The 19,146-nt window shown below is 71.1% G+C and carries 12 protein-coding genes and 1 pseudogene; 2 read left to right on the top strand and 11 right to left on the bottom strand.

Features of this window, described 5'->3' with window-relative positions:
* Window positions 1–42 precede the first annotated feature (42 nt).
* From ACFP2V_RS03970 to ACFP2V_RS04005, 8 genes and pseudogenes are all read right to left on the bottom strand, one after another.
* Entirely contained in the window at window positions 43–2,130 is a 2,088-nt protein-coding gene (locus ACFP2V_RS03970; RefSeq protein ID WP_381205587.1) for a hypothetical protein, read from the bottom strand.
* Window positions 2,131–2,313: 183 nt separating this feature from the next.
* A complete protein-coding gene (locus ACFP2V_RS03975; RefSeq protein ID WP_381205404.1) occupies window positions 2,314–3,810 on the bottom strand; it encodes a D-ribitol-5-phosphate cytidylyltransferase in 1,497 nt (498 codons plus the stop codon).
* 504 nt (window positions 3,811–4,314) lie between these two features.
* Window positions 4,315–5,900, bottom strand: a pseudogene (locus ACFP2V_RS03980) (alkaline phosphatase D family protein).
* A gap of 252 nt (window positions 5,901–6,152) precedes the next feature.
* The gene (obgE, locus tag ACFP2V_RS03985) at window positions 6,153–7,601 is read right to left on the bottom strand and encodes a GTPase ObgE (RefSeq protein WP_381205407.1); all 1,449 of its coding nucleotides are present in this window, start codon (window positions 7,599–7,601) and stop codon (window positions 6,153–6,155) included.
* Between the two features lie 118 nt (window positions 7,602–7,719).
* A complete protein-coding gene (gene rpmA, locus ACFP2V_RS03990) occupies window positions 7,720–7,974 on the bottom strand; it encodes a 50S ribosomal protein L27 (protein ID WP_007449530.1) in 255 nt (84 codons plus the stop codon).
* A 14-nt stretch (window positions 7,975–7,988) separates the two neighbouring features.
* Window positions 7,989–8,309: a 50S ribosomal protein L21 gene (rplU, locus tag ACFP2V_RS03995; protein ID WP_381205411.1), complete on the bottom strand. Its 321-nt coding sequence runs from the start codon at window positions 8,307–8,309 to the stop codon at window positions 7,989–7,991.
* Between the two features lie 251 nt (window positions 8,310–8,560).
* Complete coding sequence (locus tag ACFP2V_RS04000; RefSeq protein WP_381205414.1) at window positions 8,561–8,947, bottom strand: ankyrin repeat domain-containing protein; 387 nt, start codon at window positions 8,945–8,947, stop codon at window positions 8,561–8,563.
* 162 nt (window positions 8,948–9,109) lie between these two features.
* A complete protein-coding gene (locus ACFP2V_RS04005; protein ID WP_381205417.1) occupies window positions 9,110–10,573 on the bottom strand; it encodes a catalase in 1,464 nt (487 codons plus the stop codon).
* A gap of 188 nt (window positions 10,574–10,761) precedes the next feature.
* Here ACFP2V_RS04005 and ACFP2V_RS04010 point away from each other — a divergent pair, with 188 nt between their 5' ends.
* Window positions 10,762–11,175: a Fur family transcriptional regulator gene (locus tag ACFP2V_RS04010; protein WP_381205420.1), complete on the top strand. Its 414-nt coding sequence runs from the start codon at window positions 10,762–10,764 to the stop codon at window positions 11,173–11,175.
* A gap of 223 nt (window positions 11,176–11,398) precedes the next feature.
* Here the strand turns inward: ACFP2V_RS04010 and ACFP2V_RS04015 are convergent, their stop codons facing one another.
* The 3 genes from ACFP2V_RS04015 to ACFP2V_RS04025 form a co-directional block, all read right to left on the bottom strand.
* Window positions 11,399–15,541 (bottom strand): Rne/Rng family ribonuclease, encoded by a 4,143-nt coding sequence (locus ACFP2V_RS04015; RefSeq protein ID WP_381205423.1) that lies wholly within the window; start codon window positions 15,539–15,541, stop codon window positions 11,399–11,401.
* Window positions 15,542–15,800: 259 nt separating this feature from the next.
* Window positions 15,801–16,577: a TIGR03936 family radical SAM-associated protein gene (locus tag ACFP2V_RS04020; protein WP_381205426.1), complete on the bottom strand. Its 777-nt coding sequence runs from the start codon at window positions 16,575–16,577 to the stop codon at window positions 15,801–15,803.
* Between the two features lie 48 nt (window positions 16,578–16,625).
* Entirely contained in the window at window positions 16,626–17,900 is a 1,275-nt protein-coding gene (locus ACFP2V_RS04025) for a hypothetical protein (protein ID WP_381205429.1), read from the bottom strand.
* A 206-nt stretch (window positions 17,901–18,106) separates the two neighbouring features.
* Between ACFP2V_RS04025 and ACFP2V_RS04030 the strand changes: the two genes are divergently transcribed.
* Window positions 18,107–19,060 carry an ion transporter gene (locus tag ACFP2V_RS04030; RefSeq protein WP_381205433.1) on the top strand — a complete coding sequence of 318 codons (954 nt, stop codon included), beginning with the start codon at window positions 18,107–18,109 and terminating at the stop codon, window positions 19,058–19,060.
* The last annotated feature ends 86 nt before the right edge of the window (window positions 19,061–19,146 follow it).

Consider the following 19,146-nt stretch of genomic DNA (forward strand, 5'->3'; position numbering starts at 1 on the left):
GGGGGCCGAGCCCTGTGATGCGTCCGGGGGGGCCGGAGCCGCTCAGTTCGCTCCGGTGTCGTCCGTCTCTCCGGTCACCGACGCCGTCCGCGCGGGCAGCGCGTCCGCCGGCTCCACGTCCGGGCCGCCGACCACGGTCCGGGACTCCTGGCCGAGGTTGCGCGTCTCGGCCTTCCGGGCGAGCTGCGCGACCGCCGCGTTGAACTGGTCGATGGACGTCGGCTCGTCCGGGCCCAGCAGATAGCGCTTGAGCTCGCCCCGCTCCCCGGCCAGCGGATCGGCCCGCGGATCGCGGACCGCCTCGAGCAGCTCGGTCAGCCCGGCCGCGTCGTTGGACAGGATCACCGCGGCGCGCACCGCCGTGTTCTGCCGCTTGAACTCCTCCGCCCCCAGGGCGGCGGAGTCGGTGACCGCGTACGGCTTGCCGCTGGCGATGAAGTCGGAGACGACGCTGGAGATGTCGGAGACCATCGCGTCGGCCACGTTGAAGCAGTCGTACAGGCCCGGCTGGGCCCCCGTGATGACGCGGTGCTCCCAGTGGGGGAAGGAGTTCCAGTACACGGTGTTCCACTCGGCGCGCAGCCGGGCGGTCTCCTCGTACAGCGCCACGTCGATCACGCCGTCGCGGCTGGCCTCGGCCTCGTCGCCCTTGTCGACGGAGGCGCTCAGCTCGGCCAGCCGGGCCTCGATACGGGCCAGCTCGGCCCGCGCCCGGTCCTGCGCCGTCGTGTCGACGGTGAAACGGGGGTCGGCGGCGCGCTCGGCCGCGGCCTGCTCGACCAGCGCGGTGATCCGCTGGTGGGCGGCCTCGGCCTGCGCGCTGCGGGTGCCGGTGAAGGGGTGCGGCTTGTAGAGGACGCGGACCGCGGGGTCGGTCGCGATCAGCCGCTTCACGATGTTCTCGCCGGCCAGCAGGAGCGAGGTGTTGCCCGGGTTGTCGTCCCAGCCCTCCCAGGTGGGGGCGTACAGCACCGTCGGGCAGTGCTTCTCGGCGGAGCCCGCGGCCGTGGCCCGCCAGGTCTCGATGGGGGCCAGTTGCGGACGGCCGACCTCGACGATGTCCTCGTCCCGGACGCCGATGTCGGCGATGGCGTAACGGTCGCGGCCCGCGCGGCCCGCCGTCCACACCTCGTCGTAGACCTTGCTGAACGGGTTGATGCTGGCGATCTTGTCGCTGTCGCCGTGCCCGACGAAGACGTGTTTCATGGTCGGCACGCGCAGTAGGTGGATGTTCTTGCCGACGTTCGCCGCGTACAGCGCGACCCGCACCGTGGACAGGTCCAGGTTCATCAGGTGCACCCCTCCGGGCACGCAGACGACCGGCACCGCGGTGGGGGCCAGGTTGGCCAGTATGACCCGCTCGCGCAGGATGACCAGCGGCCGGGTGTCCAGCTGCTCCATGGTCTCCAGCCACATGTTGGCCTGGTACGTGGATTCCTTGGAGCCGGAGAAGTACAGCACCGTCTCGGGCCGGTACTCGCGCAGCCAGTCGTCGACCGCCACCAGAACCTGGTCGGCCTTCGGCGGTATCCGCCGGCCTCGTAGGTAGGGCACCAGGGCCAGCACGTAGGCGAGGCCCAGGACGAGGGTGATGCCGATACCGACGTACCCGACGAGGGCCGAGTCGAGGGCCGCGGCGAGGAGTATGCCGCCGACCGCCACCAGGTCGAGGTGGAGCATCTTCTCCGCGGCGCGGTGCGTCAGCACGCGCGGCGGCGCGTCCGGGATCCGGATACGGGACGCCAGGTCCACATTGCGGGTGGCCACCGGCATGCGCCGGCGGTTGCGGATCAACGTGGTCAGCGCGCCGTGCGGGGCCTGAAGACCGTAGAAGGCGATGAAGCAGGCGATCGCCCCGTAGTAGATCAGGTTGTCCGCGAGGGACAGCCGGGCCAGCAGCAGGACCAGCAGCAGTTGCCGGATCAGGAAGCGGATCGACAGGCCCGCCCGTACCTTGCTGAGGCGGCTGACCAGGTAGCTGCCCCTGCGGTGCAGATAGTGGTCCGCCAGGTACGTCACGGCGGCCGCTGCCGCGAAGGCGGGGACGCTCGGGACGAGCGCGGCCAGCATGAGGCAGGGGAAACCCAGCATCATGAGGACCGCCGCGGCCAGCTCGGCCGCGCTGCCCACCCGGGCGACGCGAATAGCGGTGGATATCAACGGAGAAACCTGCTCTTGGTGGGGGAGTGCGGGTTTGTACCTGTGAGTAATTCTTTGACGACGGATTCAGGCCCCCGCGAACACCCGCGCAGGAACTGCGTCAACGGGAGGCCGCAGAGGCCTGAATTACCGAAGTCTATTTGCCGCCGATTATTACACGCCATCCTGACGGTCCAGCACCGACGCCAGTGCCTGTTCGAAGCCGCTGGCACGGGCCGCGCCCGCCGTCGGGTCCTGCTGCCGCACGTCGATGACATGGCCGGTGAGCTCGGAGAGCAGCACGTCCAGGGACGTACGGGCCACCGCCTCGGAGGACAGCAGACTGCCCGCCGGCTCCTGGCCGAAAGCCTTGGTCCGCATCGGCGTGGCGGTGCGCTCCGGGTTGACGCAGTTGACGCGGATGCCCTCGCCGGCCCACTCGTCGGCCAGTGCCTGGGTGAGGTTCACCATCGCGGCCTTGGTCGAGGAGTAGAGGCTGTACTCGGCGCGCCCCCGGGTGTAGCTGCTGGAGGTGTAGAGCAGCAGCTGGCCCTTGCTCTCGGCGAGGTACTTGTACGCCGACCGGGCGATCTGCACGGGTGCCAGGTAGTTGACCTTCAGCGCCTCCTCGATGGTGGCGTTGTCGGTCTCGGCCAGCTTCCCGATGCGCAGCACACCGGCCGTGTTGACGACGTAGTCGATGCGGCCCGTCTCGGCGTACGCCTTGGACAGCGCGTCGTCGACCTCCTCCGGGTTCTCCACGTGAGTGCCGGTGGTGGAGCGGCCGAGCGCGTACACCGTGGCGCCGTAGGACTCGGCGAGTTCGCAGATGTCCTTGCCGATGCCGTACGAACCGCCGAAGACGACGACGGTCCTGCCGGTGAGCAGCTCGCGGTAGGCGGCCTCCCCCCTCTGCTCGGGGGTGGCCGTGGAGGCGAGCTGGAACAGCTTGTCGGCGATGAAGACGTCGACCGGCTGGGTGACCTTCATGTTGTACTCGTCGCCCGCGACGACGTGGATCGGCACGTCGGGCAGGTACTTGAGCACGACCGAGCAGTCGTCGGTGGCCTGGAAGTTGGGGTCGTTGGCGGCGACCTCGTAGGCACGGCGGATCGTGGACAGCTTGAACGCCTGCGGAGTCTGTCCGCGGCGCAGCCGGGAGCGGTCCGGGATCTCGGTGATGAACTCGCCGTCCTCGCCGTGGGTGCGCGTGACGATGATGGTGTCGGCGGACGGGATGGCCACGTCGACGGCCTGGTAGCGCTCCAGGGCGCTCACACAGTCGTCGATGACGCGCTGTGACAGCAGGGGGCGGACGGCGTCGTGGAAGAGGACGTTGCGGTCCTCACCCTCGGCCAGGCCCTCGCCGAGCGCCGAGATGGCCCGCTCGGTGGTCTCGTTCCGCGTCGAGCCGCCCTCGATGACCCGGGTGACCTTCTTGAACCCGGCCTTGGCGACGATCTTCTCGACGTCGGGCACATAGCCCGGCGCCATCAGCACGATGATGTCGTCGATCGAGTCGGTGTTCTCGAAGGTGGTCAGGGTGTGCTCGATGACTGCCTTGCCGGCGATCTTCAGCAGCTGCTTGGGAATCGAAAGACCCACCCGCTGACCGGTGCCACCGGCCAGGATCACTGCGGTGGTACGGGGCTTGGCTATGGACTGAGACACAGGTGACCTACCTTGGGGCATCAGGGAACTGCAAAATGGTCCCACTTGCGGTTACCGCGATGCAAGGTGAGCACCCCTCATCGCATATGTGCGCGCAACCTCTCATTCACTTTAGACCCCCGGTGGCCGGACCACGGTTCCCGGGTCGCCCGAACTGTCGCTGTGAGTGACCGCACAGGCGGGGAGCCCGTGGCCACGCGCACGCCGCCGGTCGCCGCGGCGGCCCGGCCCCCTTCCGGGAGGTACGGACCTTCACGGCCCGCAGGGCGGGACTGCACCTTTTCTTCATATTCGGGGCGCGACAAAGGGGGAAGCGCCCGACAACAGGAAATTCATCTTGTCCATCCACCCTTTACCGAAGAATTCCCTATGAAGATTCGGCGGCTTTTCGGTCTCGGTGAGGGAAACGGATCGGAGCCCGGACCGTGTCGGTCCGGGCTCCGATCCCGTCGAGTGGCGGCCCGACGAGCGCCGGCCGGCCATCGGTCGGCCATCGGTCGGCCGTCACACCACGTGGACGCCGGGGCGGCCCGCCTCCACCCGCAGCCGCGCCAGCGTACGGGGCGTGGCCTGCGGCTTCACCACGGTGTCCACCACCCGCACCCGCGCGTCGATGCCGCCCCGGCGGATGTCGAACAGGTGGTAGCCGCGGTGGGCGTCGAGCAGCTTCCAGTGCGGGTTGTCCGCGCGCCGCGGGTCCCACTGCTCACGGAAGGCGGCCTGGTCCTGGTCGCCGTTGCTGGAGACGGACGTACCGACGAACTCGGCGCCCACGACCGCGGAGGACGGGTCGGCGAAGTCCTCCTTGAGGTCGCTGATCATCGTCAGATGGCGGTCGCCGGCGAGCACGACGGGGTTGCTCACCCGCCGGAACTCCCGGAGCAGCGCGTTGCGTTCGGTCTGGTAGCCGTCCCAGGCGTCGTAGTACCAGAGCTTGCCCTCACCGACCTGGAGGTCGGTCTCGGCCATCATGATCTGGGAGGCGATCAGGTTCCAGCGGGCGGGCGAGTGGCGCAGTCCGTCGACCAGCCACCGCTTCTGCGCGGCGCCGAGCATGGTCAGCGACGGGTCCTGGGCCCCCTCCTGGCTGGTCGCCTGGTCGCTGCGGTACTGCCGGGTGTCCAGCACGTTGAGCCGGGCGAGGCGGCCGAACTCCAGCCGGCGGTGCATCCGGATGTGCGGGCCGTTCGGGACGGCGCTCGCGCGGACCGGCATGTGCTCGTAGTACGCCTGGTAGCCCGCGGTCAGCCGGGCCGTGAACGCGTCGTGCGGCTGCTTGCCGGGGTCCTGCGGGATCTCGCCGGCGAAGTCGTTGTCGATCTCGTGGTCGTCGAAGGTGACCACGAAGGGGGCGCCCGCGTGCATCGCCGCGAGGTCCGGGTCGGAGCGGTACTGGGCGTACCGGTTGCGGTACTGGGTCAGACTGTACGGCTCCCCGCTGCCCTCGTGACGGCGTACGCCGGTCGCCGACGGGCTGGACTCGTAGATGTAGTCGCCGACGAACACGACGACGTCCGGGTCCTGTTGGAGCATGTCGGCGTACGGCGTGAAGTAGCCGTGCTGCCAGTTCTGGCAGGAGGCGAGCGCGACCGTCAGGTGGCCGCCCGCGCTCTGCGCGGGGGGAGCGGTGCGGGTGCGGCCGGTCCGCGAGAGCTGTCCGCCGGCGCGGAAGCGGTACCAGTACCGCCGGTCCGGGCGCAGCCCGCGTACGTCGACGTGGACGCTGTGGCCGTAGGCGGGCCGGGCCCAGGCGGTGCCCCGGCGGACGATCCGCCTGAAGCGGGGATCCTCGGCGAGCTGCCACTCGACGGGCACCGTGCGGTCCGGCATGCCTCCGCCGTTCAGGGGGTCGGGGGCGAGCCTGGTCCACAGCACGATCCCGTCCGCGTGGGGGTCCCCCCACGCCTTCAAGGCAGTGGGGGAGGGTCACCGGAGGCGACTCCCAAGCTGAACACCCCGTCAGGCAAAGGTTTTTGCTCTGCCGCGCGAGCGGTGGCCGGCAGCCACAGCTGGGCGGAGGCCGCCGCGCCGAGTGCGGCGGCACCGGCGGTCAGAACGCGGCGGCGGTCGGGCGATACTGCTCCGGACATGGGTGGACTCCCCTGCCTCGCATGCGACGTGGACACGGGGAAGTTTTCGGTCCGGAAGGTCCGCGCACTGAACCCAGAGGGTCGCGCGCATGACAATAAAACGGACAAGGGGAAACCCGCCCCGGCACGGGAACGTCCCGTTGCCCGGACGGGTCCTGAAGGTGAGCGGCGGGCGACGGACGGAAATTTCCGCCGCCGAAGCCGCCCGGGGTCCTCCTCAGGCCTCACGGGGCCTACAGGCCCCTGCGGGCCCTACGACTTGTCGCGGAAGGGGTCGAACTCGTCGTACTCCTGCTCGGCCTCGTCCCGTTCGGCCTGCCGGTCGCGGCGGCGCTGGACAGCCGGGCGGGGCGCCTCGAAGCGGTGGTCCTCGCCGCGCCGGCCGAGCATCTCCGCACCGGCGGTCACCGTCGGCTCCCAGTCGAAGACGACGGCGTTGTCCTCGGGGCCGATGGCGACACCGTCGCCGCTGCGGGCGCCGGCCTTCATCAGCGCCGCTTCCACACCGACCCGGTTGAGCCGGTCGGCGAGGTAACCGACGGCCTCGTCGTTGCTGAAGTCGGTCTGGCGGACCCAGCGTTCGGGCTTCTCGCCACGTACCCGGAACAGTCCTTCGTCCTCGCGGGTGACGGTGAACCCGGCGTCGTCCACGGCCTTGGGCCGGATGACGATACGCGTCGACTCCTCCTTCGGACGGGCGGCCCGCGCCTCGGCCACCAGCTGGGCCAGCGCGAACGACAGTTCCTTCAGCCCGAGGTGGGCGACGGCGGACACCGCGAAGACCCGGTAGCCGCGTGTCTCCAGGTCAGGCCGCACCATCTCGGCGAGGTCCCTGCCGTCCGGCACGTCGGTCTTGTTGAGGACGACGACGCGGGGACGGTTGTCGAGACCGCCGTACTGCCGCAGCTCCTCCTCGATGACGTCGAGGTCGGAGACGGGGTCGCGGTCGGACTCCAGCGTCGCCGTGTCCAGCACGTGCACCAGCACACTGCACCGCTCCACGTGCCGCAGGAACTCGAGCCCGAGCCCCTTGCCCTGGCTGGCACCCGGGATGAGCCCCGGCACGTCGGCGATGGTGTAGACGGTCGAACCGGCCGTGACGACACCCAGGTTGGGCACGAGGGTGGTGAACGGGTAGTCGGCGATCTTGGGCTTGGCGGCGGAGAGCACGGAGATCAGCGAGGACTTGCCCGCACTCGGGTAGCCGACCAGCGCCACATCGGCGACGGTCTTCAGCTCCAGGCCGATGTCCCGCAGGTCCCCCGGCTCACCGAGCAGCGCGAACCCGGGCGCCTTGCGCCGCGCGGAGGCGAGGGCGGCGTTCCCGAGCCCGCCCCGGCCGCCCTGTGCGGCGATGTACGAGGTCCCGTGCCCCACCAGGTCGGCGAGCACATTGCCCGCCTTGTCCAGGACGACGGTCCCGTCCGGCACCGGCAGGACCAGGTCCTGGCCGTCCTTGCCGCTGCGGTTGCCGCCCTCGCCGGGCTTGCCGCTCGTGGCCTTGCGGTGCGGGGAGTGGTGGTACTCGAGCAGGGTGGTCACGGACTGGTCGACGGTGAGGATCACATCGCCGCCCCGCCCGCCGTTCCCGCCGTCCGGTCCGCCCAGCGGCTTGAACTTCTCACGGTGGACGGAGGCACAGCCGTGACCTCCGCTACCCGCGGCGACATGCAGCTCGACGCGGTCCACGAAGGTGGTCATGTGGGGTGCCTCCAGAGACAGTGGGGTGTACGTGCGTACGTGTTTCCTGTGTTAACACGCGAAAGGCGGACCCGCCTTCCCGCCAGGGAAGTGAGGTCCGCCTCGCGAAAGCTTCCGATCAGGCGACCGGAACGATGTTCACGACCTTGCGGCCACGGTGGGTGCCGAACTGCACCGCACCGGCCTCCAGCGCGAACAGCGTGTCGTCGCCACCACGGCCGACGCCGGCGCCCGGGTGGAAGTGGGTGCCACGCTGACGGACGAGGATCTCACCCGCGTTGACGGCCTGACCGCCGAAGCGCTTCACGCCGAGCCGCTGGGCATTGGAGTCGCGACCGTTCCGGGTGGACGATGCGCCCTTCTTGTGTGCCATCTCTCCTCAGTCCCTTACTTCGCAGCCGCGGGGATCTCAGTGACCTTGATCGCCGTGTACTGCTGGCGGTGGCCCTGACGACGGCGGTAGCCGGTCTTGTTCTTGTAGCGCAGAATGTCGATCTTCTGGCCCTTGTGGTGGTCCACGATCTCGGCCTGGACCTTGATACCGGCCAGCACCCACGGGTCGCTGGTCACGGTGTCGCCGTCGACGACGAGCAGGGTCGAGAGCTCGACCGTGTCGCCGACCTTGCCCGTGGAAATCTTGTCAACCTCAACGATGTCGCCGACAGCAACCTTGTGCTGGCGACCACCGCTGCGCACGATGGCGTACACGCGGATCTCACTCTCACTCGAAGAACGGCACCCCGCAGGCCAGCCACCCGACAGACACACGGGCGACCTCTCCCGAGCCGGTCCATGCACCCGGGAGGAAAAGGTTTACGGGGATGTGGCGGTCCCGATGGACACGCCGACGGTCAAGGTTACGGGGCATGGCCCCAGGGGGTCAAACCGGGTTCGGGCCACCGGTGGCGGTGACGGGCGCCCGGTGGCCGCGCCCGGTGGCCGGGGCCCCACCCGATGGGTCAGTTCTCGAGCAGGTGGGCGCGCCCGAACATGGTCGCCGCGACCCGCGCGGTCGGCGTGCCGGAGTCCAGATCCGCACCGGCCTCCCGCAGGACCCCGACCACCTCGTCCGCGCCCTTGAACAGGGCGCCGGCGAGGGGGGTCTGGTCCCGGGCGTTGCGCAGATCCGGGTCGGCGCCGAGCCGGATCAGGGCCCGCACGGTGTCGGCGTGGCCGTGATAGGCGGCGAGCATCAGCAGGGTGTTGCCGGCCGCATCCGTCACGTCCACCGGCAGCCCGTGCTCCACGAACTCCACCACCTGCTCGGTGCCGCCCTCGCGGGCCAGATCCATGGCGAGGGCCACGACGCGCTCCGTCTGCTCAGGCGTCAGACCATCCCTGCTCATGCGCATCTCTCCTGATCAAGCGGTAGTGCTGGTCAAGCGGTTGTGCCGGTCGTGCCCACGAGGGCGTCGGGCGGTGACTGCGCCGTGCCCGGCGCGGGCCACTGTGTGGTCCACGCCGGGCACGGTGCGGGGCGTACCGCCTGCCCCCTTGAGCGGCCGGGCTCAGAGGTTGCCGGCGGCCAGGGCCTCGATCGCCTTGCGGACGCCTTCGCCGTAGGCCGGGTCGGCCTGGGTGCAGTTGCCGATGTGTCGTTCCACGGTCTGCTCCGACGCGCCGTTGATGGCGCGCGCCGTGTTCTCGAAGAGAACCTGCTGCTGCTCGGGGCTCATCAGGCGGAACAGGTTCCCGGGCTGCTCGAAGTAGTTGTCGTCGTCCTCACGGAAGTTGAACCGGTCGGCGACGGCGCCCACGGCCTGGCTCGGCTCGCGGTAGGCCGGCTGCTCCGGCCAGCGGCCGTAGGAGTTGGGCTCGATGCCCGGGGTGGACCCCTGGTTGCCGTCGATCCGCATGGCGCCGTCGCGGTGGTAGGTGTTCACCGGGTTCTTCGCGGCGTTGACGGGGATCTGGTGGTGGTTCACGCCGAGGCGGTAGCGCTGGGCGTCGCCGTAGGAGAACAGCCGGCCCTGCAGCATCCTGTCGGGCGAGTAGCTGATGCCCGGAACCACGTTCGCCGGGGTGAAGGCGACCTGCTCGACGTCCGCGAAGTAGTTCTCGGGGTTGCGGTTGAGCTCCCACTCGCCGACCTCGATCAGCGGGTAGTCCTTCTTCGACCAGACCTTGGTGAGGTCGAAGGGGTGGAAGCGGTAGTTCTCCGCGTCGGCCTCCGGCATGACCTGGACGAACAGCTTCCACTTCGGGAAGTCGCCGCCCTCGATCGCGTCGTAGAGGTCGCGCTGGTGGGACTCGCGGTCCTTGCCGACCAGGGCCTCGGCCTCGGCGTCGGTGAGGTTCTTGATGCCCTGCTGGGTGCGGTGGTGGAACTTGACCCAGAACCGCTCGCCCTCGGCGTTGATCAGGCTGTAGGTGTGCGAGCCGAAGCCGTGCATGTGCCGGTACGAGGCGGGGATGCCGCGTTCGGACATCACGATCGTGACCTGGTGCAGGGCCTCGGGGAGGTTGGTCCAGAAGTCCCAGTTGTTCTCGGCGTCGCGGAGGTTGGTGCGCGGGTCGCGCTTCACCGCGCGGTTGAGGTCCGGGAACTTCAGCGGGTCGCGGAAGAAGAAGACCGGGGTGTTGTTCCCGACCAGGTCCCAGTTGCCCTCGTCCGTGTAGAACTTCAGGGCGAAGCCGCGGATGTCGCGCTCGGCGTCGGCCGCGCCGCGCTCACCGGCGACGGTGGAGAAGCGGGCGAACATCTCGGTCTTCTTGCCGATCTCGGAGAAGATCTTCGCGCTCGTGTAGCGCGTGATGTCGTGGGTCACCGTGAACGTGCCGAACGCACCCGAGCCCTTGGCGTGCATCCGGCGCTCCGGAATGACCTCGCGGTCGAAGTGCGCGAGCTTCTCCAGGAACCACACGTCCTGCAGGAGCATCGGACCGCGCGGACCGGCCGTCATGGAGTCCTGGTTGTTGGCAACCGGCGCGCCGGCGGCCGTCGTCAAGGGCTTCTGGTTGTTCTCGGTCAAAACTCGCTCCTCGGTGAGTGGTTCTTCGCTTGGGATCAAGGCCTGCGGTCCTGGCCGCCCGAGTATCCGCGCAAGCCGCTCCGCAGCTCGCATCGCATACCCTACGTTGGACAAGGTCTAAGTCAAGGCAACCTTCAGAACCATACCTGTTCTCGAGATGGGTTCCATCGCTGGTTAGGGTGACGTACATGAGTGATCTCTTGAAGAGGCTTCGGGAACGTGGCTGGCGCCTGACCGCACAGCGGCGTGTCGTCGCCGAGGTTCTCAGCGGAGACCACATCCACCTGACCGCCGACGAGGTGCACACGCGGGCGACGGAGCGGCTGCCCGAGATCTCCCGGGCGACGGTCTACAACACCCTGGGCGAACTGGTGTCCCTGGGCGAGCTCCTCGAGGTCTCGACCGACCACCGCGCCACGCGCTACGACCCGAACGCGCACCGTCCCCATCACCACCTGCTCTGCGACCGCTGCGGAACGATCCGCGACGTGCACCCGACGGGCAACGCCCTCTCGGCCCTTCCGGAGCCGGAACGCTTCGGATACACGGTCTCCGACGTCGAGCTGACGTACCGCGGCATCTGTCCGGACTGCACGGCGTGATGCCGGGGCCGGGGCGCGGCCGGAGGCGGCGGCCCGGCGCCAGGGCCCGGACGCGCGTCCACTCGTCCGCTCGTCCGCTCGTCCGCTCGTCCCGGCCACGGTGTCCTACGGGGCGGCGGGCCGGCGTTCGAGGTCCGGCCCGAGGAAACGTGCAGAGGCGCGGACACCGGTGACACCCGGTGTCCGCGCCTCTGCACGTGCCGCCCTGTCGGGCGGGTCCTGATCAGTCCTCCGTCGACGCCGTGACCGAGGGCGACGGCTGCTGGGCCGCTGCCGCGGTCTTCTTCGCCGTCGTCTTCTTCGCGGCCGACTTGGTGGTCTTGGCGGCGGCCTTCTTGGCCGTCGTCTTCTTGGCGGCGGTCTTCTTGGCCGTCGTCTTCTTGGCCGCCACCTTCTTCGTGGCGGCCTTCTTCACCGTGGCCTTCTTGGCCGCCGCGCGGGCGGTCTTTTTGGCCGGAGCCGTCTCCTCGGCGGATTCCTCGACGGCCTCCGCCTCGGTGGTGACCGCTGCCGCCTCGTCCGCCGGGGCCGCCTGGCCCCCCGTGGCCGACGGGACGACCACGACGGCCGCCTCCTCGGACGCGGTGGACACGGTCGGCTTGCGCACCGCGCGGCGGCGCGGGCGCGGCGGCGCGGCGGTCTCGGCCGGCTCGGCCGGAGACTGCCCGGCCACCGGCTCTGACACCTGCTCGGGCTCCGACGGGGCGGCCGTGGGGACGGTCTCCGTGACCGTCACCACCATGGCCTCGGCGCCCGCCGGGGAGCCGGCCGGCGCGGACACCTTGCGGGTGGCCCGGCGACGCGTACGGCCCTGGGGAGCGGCCTCCTCGGCGGCGGGTGCCCCGGCAGGGGCCTCGACGACCGGGTCCTCGACGGCGGCCGGTACGGCGTACGCCTCGGCGGCCGGCTCCGGCTGCACCGGACGCGCGGCTTCCTGGGCGACCGTCGTGTCCTGAGCCGTCGGCACCTCAGCCGTCGGCTCCTCGGCGGCGGACCCGCCCCGGCTCTCGGCGGCGGCCGGCTCGCGACGGCGTTCCTCGCGCCTCGGCGCGCCCGCCGGGGCCGAGGCCCTCCGGCTCACCCGGCGGCGGGTGCGTCCGCGGGTGGCGGCGGCCTCCGCCTCGGCGGCGCTGCTGTACAGCTCCTCGTCGGGGGTGTACTCGGGGGCGGGAAGCGCGATCGGCTCGGCGGCCTCGGCGGCGACCTCGGCCTCCGTCTCCGGCTCCGCTTCCGCCTCCTGCTCCCCCGTCACGGCGACGTCGGCCTCGTGTTCGTGGACGTGCTCCCCGGCCCCGGCCCGCGCCCGCTTCCTGCGCTTGCCGCCGCCTCCGGCGGAGGTGGGCTGGTCCAGGTGGACGATGACACCGCGCCCGTTGCAGTGGACGCAGGTCTCCGAGAACGACTCCAGCAGACCCTGGCCGACCCGCTTGCGGGTCATCTGCACCAGGCCCAGCGAGGTCACCTCGGCGACCTGGTGCTTCGTACGGTCCCGGCCCAGGCACTCAAGGAGGCGCCGCAGAACAAGATCCCTATTGGACTCCAGGACCATGTCGATGAAGTCGATGACGATGATGCCGCCGAGGTCGCGCAGCCGCAGCTGGCGCACGATCTCCTCGGCCGCCTCCAGGTTGTTCCTGGTGACCGTCTCCTCGAGGTTGCCGCCCTGACCGGTGAACTTGCCGGTGTTGACGTCGATGACGATCATCGCCTCGGTCCGGTCGATCACCAGCGAACCGCCGCTGGGCAGCCAGACCTTGCGGTCGAGCGCCTTGGCGAGCTGCTCGTCGATCCGGTACGTGGCGAAGACGTCGACCTCGCTGGTCCACCTCTGCAGCCGGTCGGACAGGTCGGGCGCGACATGCGCGACATACCCGTGGATGGTCTCCCACGCCTCGTCGCCACTGACGATGACCTTGGAGAAGTCCTCGTTGAAGATGTCCCGCACGACCCGGACGGTCATGTCCGGCTCGCCGTACAGCAGCGTCGGCGCGTTCGAGCTGCCGCCGCTCCTGGACTTCTTCTTGATGTCCTCCCACTGTGCCTGCAGCCGCTCGACGTCATGGCGCAGCTCGTCCTCGCTCGCGCCCTCGGCGGCGGTGCGCACGATGACGCCCGCGTCCTCGGGGACGACCTTCTTGAGGATGCTCTTCAGCCGGGCCCGCTCGGTGTCGGGCAGCTTGCGGCTGATACCGGTCATCGAGCCCTCGGGGACGTACACGAGGTAGCGGCCCGGGAGGGAGACCTGGCTGGTCAGACGGGCGCCCTTGTGTCCGATCGGGTCCTTCGTCACCTGGGTGAGGACCGACTGGCCGGACTTCAGCGCGGCCTCGATCCGGCGCGGACCGTTGGCCATGCCCAGCGCCCCGAAGTTGACCTCACCGGCGTAGAGCACGGCGTTGCGGCCCTTGCCGATGTCGATGAAGGCGGCCTCCATCGACGGCAGCACGTTCTGCACCTTGCCGAGGTACACGTTGCCGACGTACGAGGTGGCCTGCTCCTTGTTGACGTAGTGCTCGACGAGCACGCCGTCCTCCAGGACGCCGATCTGCGTACGGTCGCCGTACTGCCGGACCACCATGACGCGCTCGACGGCCTCGCGACGGGCCAGGAACTCGGCCTCGGTGATGATCGGGACGCGTCGGCGGCCCTGCTCACGGCCTTCCCGGCGGCGCTGCTTCTTCGCCTCCAGACGCGTGGAGCCCTTGATGGACTGCACCTCGTCCGACGGCTCGAAGGCCTTGCGCGGCTCGCGGACCTTGACGACGGTGCGCTCGGGATCGTCTCCGGAGGCCTCGGCCTCGCCACCGCTGTCCCCGGCCCGACGGCGCCGGCGACGGCGGCGCCGGCTGCTGCTGGAGCCGCCCGCGGCGCCCGTGTCGTCACGGTCCTCGTCCGACTCGTCGGTGTCCTCCGCGTCGTCGGCGGACCCGTCGGCGGTGTCCTCGGCGTCCTGTTCGCCGTCGTCCCCGGGCTCGCCGTCCTCGGCGTCGGCCTCGGTGTCGGCGGACTCGCCGCGCCTGCGGCGACGGCCACCCCGGCGGCGGCGACGGCGGGAGCCGGGGCTCTCGTGCTCGTCCTGGTCGTCGTCCGCGTGGTCCTCGGCCTGCTCGTCGGCGTCCGCGTCGGCGTCCGCCTCGTCCTCGGCGCGGGCCTCCACAGCGGGCTCGATACGGGTGCTGCCGCCGGAAGCGGCCTGGGCGGCCGGTGCCGCCTCGGCCTCGGCCGCGGCGCCCCGGCGACGGCGCCGGCGCCGGGAGGCGACGGGCTGCTCCTCCGGGAGCTCCTCGGTCTCCTCCGGCTCATCGGGCTCCACCGTGCCGACGGCCTCGGCGGCCGCTTCGGCGGCGGCCCGTTCCGCGGTCTGGAACTGGGGCTCGGTGAACACGGGAGCCTGGAAGACGGCGACCGGAGGACGTGCGGGACGCTTCGACGTCCTGGCCTCGGCGGCCCCGGCCGACCCTGCGGCGGACCGGGCGGGCTCGGCGAACCCGGCGGCGGCCTTGCGGACCGTACGGCGACGGCGGCGCGGAGCGGCGTCGTCCGCGGCAGGCTCCTCGGGCACCTCGGACGTCTCGGACGCCGTGGGGGGCTTCGGGGTCTCTCCGGTGGTCTCGGTCACGAGAGCCTTCGCCTCCTCGGCGGCGGCCTCGGCGGACGGAGCTGCCTGCACCGCCTCGGCGGTCGCGGGGGCGGAGGCACGGCGCGAGGCACGACGCCGGGTACGGCGGGGAGCCGCGTCGTCGGCGACGGCGGTCTCGGCGGTGTCCTCGGGTGCGGCCTCCGCGGGGGCGGCGGTGTCGGAGGCAACCGCGGTGTCGGCGGCCTGCGGGCTGTCCGCGGTCACGGCGCTCTGTGCCGGTTCGGTGGTTCCGCCGACGGTGGCCGTCGGCGAGGTCACACGGCGCGTGGCACGACGGCGCGCACGCGGCGGGGCCGCTTCCGCGGCCGGCTCGGCGGGCTCTGCGGCCGGAACGTTCGGCACGGCCGGGGTCTCGGTCGCCGGTACGACGGTCTCGGCGGCGTCCGCCGCCTCCGGCTCGCCCGCGGACGAGGCCGGCCGGCGCACCACACGACGGCGCCTGCGTGGAGCGGCGTCCGCTTCGGTCGGCGCCTCGGTCCGGGCCGTCACCGGCTCGGAGGATGCGGCCGTGTCGGTCCCGGTGCTTTCCTCGGCCGCGAGCTCGTCGTTCTCGTCGAGCGGCTCGGCGGCCGGTATGGCCGGGGCGGTCGTCTCATCCGCCGTACTGGGGGCCGTCCCGGGCGGGCCGGCCGGGCGGGACGCGGCCCGGCGCCGGCGGCGCGGCGGCAGGGTGTCGCTGGGGCTGTTCGGTTCGGAGCCCTCTGTGGGCTCGGTCGGTTCGAGCATGCGGGGGTTTCTCCCGTCAGGCTCCCGGGCGCCGCACCTGGTCCGGCGATGCCGGTGACGTCCGCGGTTCGCGCGAAGCGCGTGTACCGCCGTCCGGGGCGCGGGCGCCGCACGGGAACTCTCTGTGTCCTGTCTCACCGGTTCCGTACACCGAATGCGCACGGCCTGGCGAAAGTCTTGTGGTGGGTGCGCTGCCCGACCCAGGTGGCTCCCGAGGTACGAGGGCAACGCTACGACGTCCGTCCCTACGCGGAATTCCTTACGCCGGCACCGTCGCGGTGGCAGTGGCACCGGCCGGATGCGGCTCGGTCGCTGCTGCCTCGCGGTCGGGCGCGAGCGGGTCGGTCACCGTGCCGGTCTCTTCATCGAGCAGCCCCTGCGCCAGCCTGGTCACCGCTGCGGGGACCGGCGGCGCCAGATCGGCCACGGCGCGGAGACCGGACAGGACGTCGTCGGGTCGAACGGCAGGCGTCACGTGCCGAACAACCAGCCGCAGTATCGCACAGGGCCGGCCGGTCGGCCTATCAGCCGGTGAAGAGGGCGTTTCCGCACTCTCCAGTTTCACGACCGCGGAACGGGCGTCGAACGTACGGACGCCGTTCTTCGTCCGGCGCTGCACCTCGACGGTCTCCGCCGTGTTGAAGGCGCCCACCGCTCGGCGGGCCTCCTCGGCGTCGACACCGTCCAGCCGCAGCTCCCACACCGAGGCTGTGAGCCGGTCGGCGAGCCCCGAGGTGCGGGCCTCGGCCGCCTCCACGATGTCGAGGCCGGTGGGCAGCGACTCGTCGAGGAGCGTTCTGAGCAGTTCCGGATCGCGCTCCTGGGTGAGCGCGATCTCGAGGTACTCCGCCTCACTGCCCGTGCCGGTGGGTGCGGCATTGGCGTACGACACCTTCGGGTGCGGCGTGAACCCCGCCGAGTACGCCATCGGCACCTCGGCACGGCGCAGCGCGCGCTCGAAGGCACGCTGGAAGTCACGGTGGCTGGTGAACCGGAGGCGGCCGCGCTTGGTGTAGCGCAGTCGGATGCGCTGCACCGCGGGTGCGGGCGGCGGGCCTTCGGGCTGTCGCTTGCCCAGTGTCGTTCAGTCCTTCGTGAGTGCGGTCGTACTGCTACCAAGAGTACGCGTGTCACCGCCGATAGGTTCCCGTCGGTCCTCGCCCCGTGCCGGCCGTTGTTCCCCGACCAGCACCCGGCGGAGGTCGGCGCGCGCCTGCCGCAGCGTCAGGCGCGCGGAGGCGAGGGACTCCCGTACGGCCCGCCCCACGGCACGCGCCGCCGTGGCGGCGGGCCGCAGCACCACGTCCCGCACCACATGTCCCACCGGCGTCAGCACACGCGCGTACACCCAGCGCACCGGTTCCACGACGACCCACCGGAAGAGCTCCCTCAGGAACCGCCCCACCGCGAGCGAGACGTACCCGGCGACCCGCCAGGCATGCCCGAGGGCGTTCCAGATCTCCCGCGCGACGACGGCGAGCACCCGCCCCACCGGCACCAGAACCCAGCGCCACACGGCGAGCAGGGGCAGCACGAACAGGATCCGGGTGATCCAGTACAGCCCCGCACCGATGCCGGTGACGAGCATGCTCACCAGTCGTACCAGCCCCATGGCGCACCAGGCGACGGCATGTCCGACGGGCGTGAGCACCCACGTGTACAGCCACCCGCAGGGCACGACGACGAGGTAGCGCGCGAGCCGGGCGAGGACCGTGGACACCCCGCGCCCGAGCGCGGCCAGGACGGCCACGATCCCGCGCAGCACCCACATGACCCCGTGCCCGAAGGGCGTCAGCACGCGCGCGTACAGCCACACCAGCGCGAGCCCGGCCGGCACGAGCGCGTACCGGTACAGCCACCCGGCGGGCACGACGACCAGCAGGTTCCCGAGCCGGGCGAGGACCGTGGACACCCCGCGCCCGAGCGCGGCCAGGACGGCCACGATCCCGCGCAGCACCCACATGACCCCGTGCCCGAAGGGCGTCAGCACGCGCGCGTACAGCCACCCGGCGGGCACGACGACCAGCAGGTTCCCGAGCCGGGCGAGCGCACTGCCGAGCGGCACGAGGACATACCGCCACAGCCCCACCAGCGGCCACACGAAGATTGCGCGCCCGGCCCACAGCAGTGCTCGCCCCAGCGGACGGAACACGGCGCGGCCCAGCCACCGCGCGGCGACGGCACACGCGTCCCACGCCAGCCGCACCGGCAGGACCACGAGGAACACGACGACGCGCACCGGCAGGCGCATCGCCACGACCAGACATCCCTCGCCCGCCGCCTCCGGCTCCGACCGCTGTCGCGCCGGCCGCCGCGCGGACGGGGTCTGTCTTTCGGCATCCGGCTTCTCCAGGTCCATGGCGGTGAAGACGCACCGGCAGCCCGTACGGATGCACCGGCGACGGCGCGGGTTCTCTCCGCCCCCACGTCAGAACACCCACACCCCATGCACACCACATCTACAATGCTGTAGAAATCGGCTCTGGAGTGTCACCACCGCGCAAACCCTCCGCCCCGTCCGCACCACGGGCATGGCGCGCGGCACGAAGGAGCAGATAGAGCACGATGAACGACCACCCTGCCCCCACGGGCGCCATGCCCCGATCCCTGCGCCACGTCCTGGCGCAGAGGGCCCGCGCCCTCACCGAAGCCCGCTGGTTCGCCCTGTCCGTCTTCACCCTGATCATCGTCAACGCGGTCCTGCTCGGAGCCGAGACCTACAGCGGACTCACCCGGGACTGGCACCACTGGTTACGCCTCGCCGAACACCTCTGCCTCGCCGCCTTCACCGCCGAGATAGCCGTGCGCGCCTGCGCCCACGCCGACCACCCCCGCGACTTCTTCCGCGACCCCTGGAACCTCTTCGACCTGGCCGTCGTCGTCTGCGCGTTCCTGCCCCTCGTCCGCGAGAACACCACCGTCCTGCGGCTCCTGCGACTCGCCCGCGTCCTGCGCACCGCCCGCTTCCTGCCCCAACTGCGCATCGTCATCGTGGCGGTGGCCCGCAGTCTGCCCGGCACCGTCAGCTTCCTGCTGGTGGGCGCGCTCCTGCTGTACGTCTATGCCATGGTCGGCTGGGTCTTCTTCAGCGAGGCGAACCCGGGCCAGTACGGCTCACTCGGCCGCGCCGCCCTCACCCTCTTCCTGCTGATGACCCTGGACGGCCTCGGGGACGCCGTCCACGCGGGCCTGGAGGTCTCCCGCTGGAGCATCGTCTACTACGCCTCCTACGTACTGATCGCCTCGTTCGTCCTGGTCAACGTCCTCATCGGAGTCGTCCTCAACTCCTTGGAGGAAGCCCGCGAACTGGAACGCGAACAGTCCCCCGCTCCCGCCGCTCCCCCGCCCCTCTCCCCCACCTCCGAGTCACCCGCCCCGGACCCCGCCGTGGACCTGCGCACCCGAATCACCATCGCCAGAAGGGCCTTGGACGACCTGGAAGCCGTCCTCCCGCCCCTCCTCACCACCCACCCGCCCGAGCAGGCCCTGACCCCCACATCTGACACGGCACGGCCGTAACACCGCACCCCGTCGCAGGCCGCGAACGCCGGTGGGCCCACTCCGATGTTCCGGAGTGGGCCCACTGAACGTCTCAGGACGAACGT

This window comes from Streptomyces incanus, assembly GCF_042656345.1.
In the GTDB taxonomy this organism is placed as follows: domain Bacteria; phylum Actinomycetota; class Actinomycetes; order Streptomycetales; family Streptomycetaceae; genus Streptomyces; species Streptomyces incanus.

Bases quoted from the DNA above. Each gene is read 5' to 3' on its own strand.
- obgE (WP_381205407.1), bottom strand. From the start codon at position 7,601: ATGACCACCTTCGTGGACCGCGTCGAGCTGCATGTCGCCGCGGGTAGC.
- ACFP2V_RS04015 (WP_381205423.1), bottom strand. From the start codon at position 15,541: ATGCTCGAACCGACCGAGCCCACAGAGGGCTCCGAACCGAACAGCCCC.
- rpmA (WP_007449530.1), bottom strand. From the start codon at position 7,974: ATGGCACACAAGAAGGGCGCATCGTCCACCCGGAACGGTCGCGACTCC.
- ACFP2V_RS04025 (WP_381205429.1), bottom strand. From the start codon at position 17,900: ATGGACCTGGAGAAGCCGGATGCCGAAAGACAGACCCCGTCCGCGCGG.
- ACFP2V_RS04000 (WP_381205414.1), bottom strand. From the start codon at position 8,947: ATGAGCAGGGATGGTCTGACGCCTGAGCAGACGGAGCGCGTCGTGGCC.
- ACFP2V_RS04030 (WP_381205433.1), top strand. From the start codon at position 18,107: ATGAACGACCACCCTGCCCCCACGGGCGCCATGCCCCGATCCCTGCGC.
- ACFP2V_RS04010 (WP_381205420.1), top strand. From the start codon at position 10,762: ATGAGTGATCTCTTGAAGAGGCTTCGGGAACGTGGCTGGCGCCTGACC.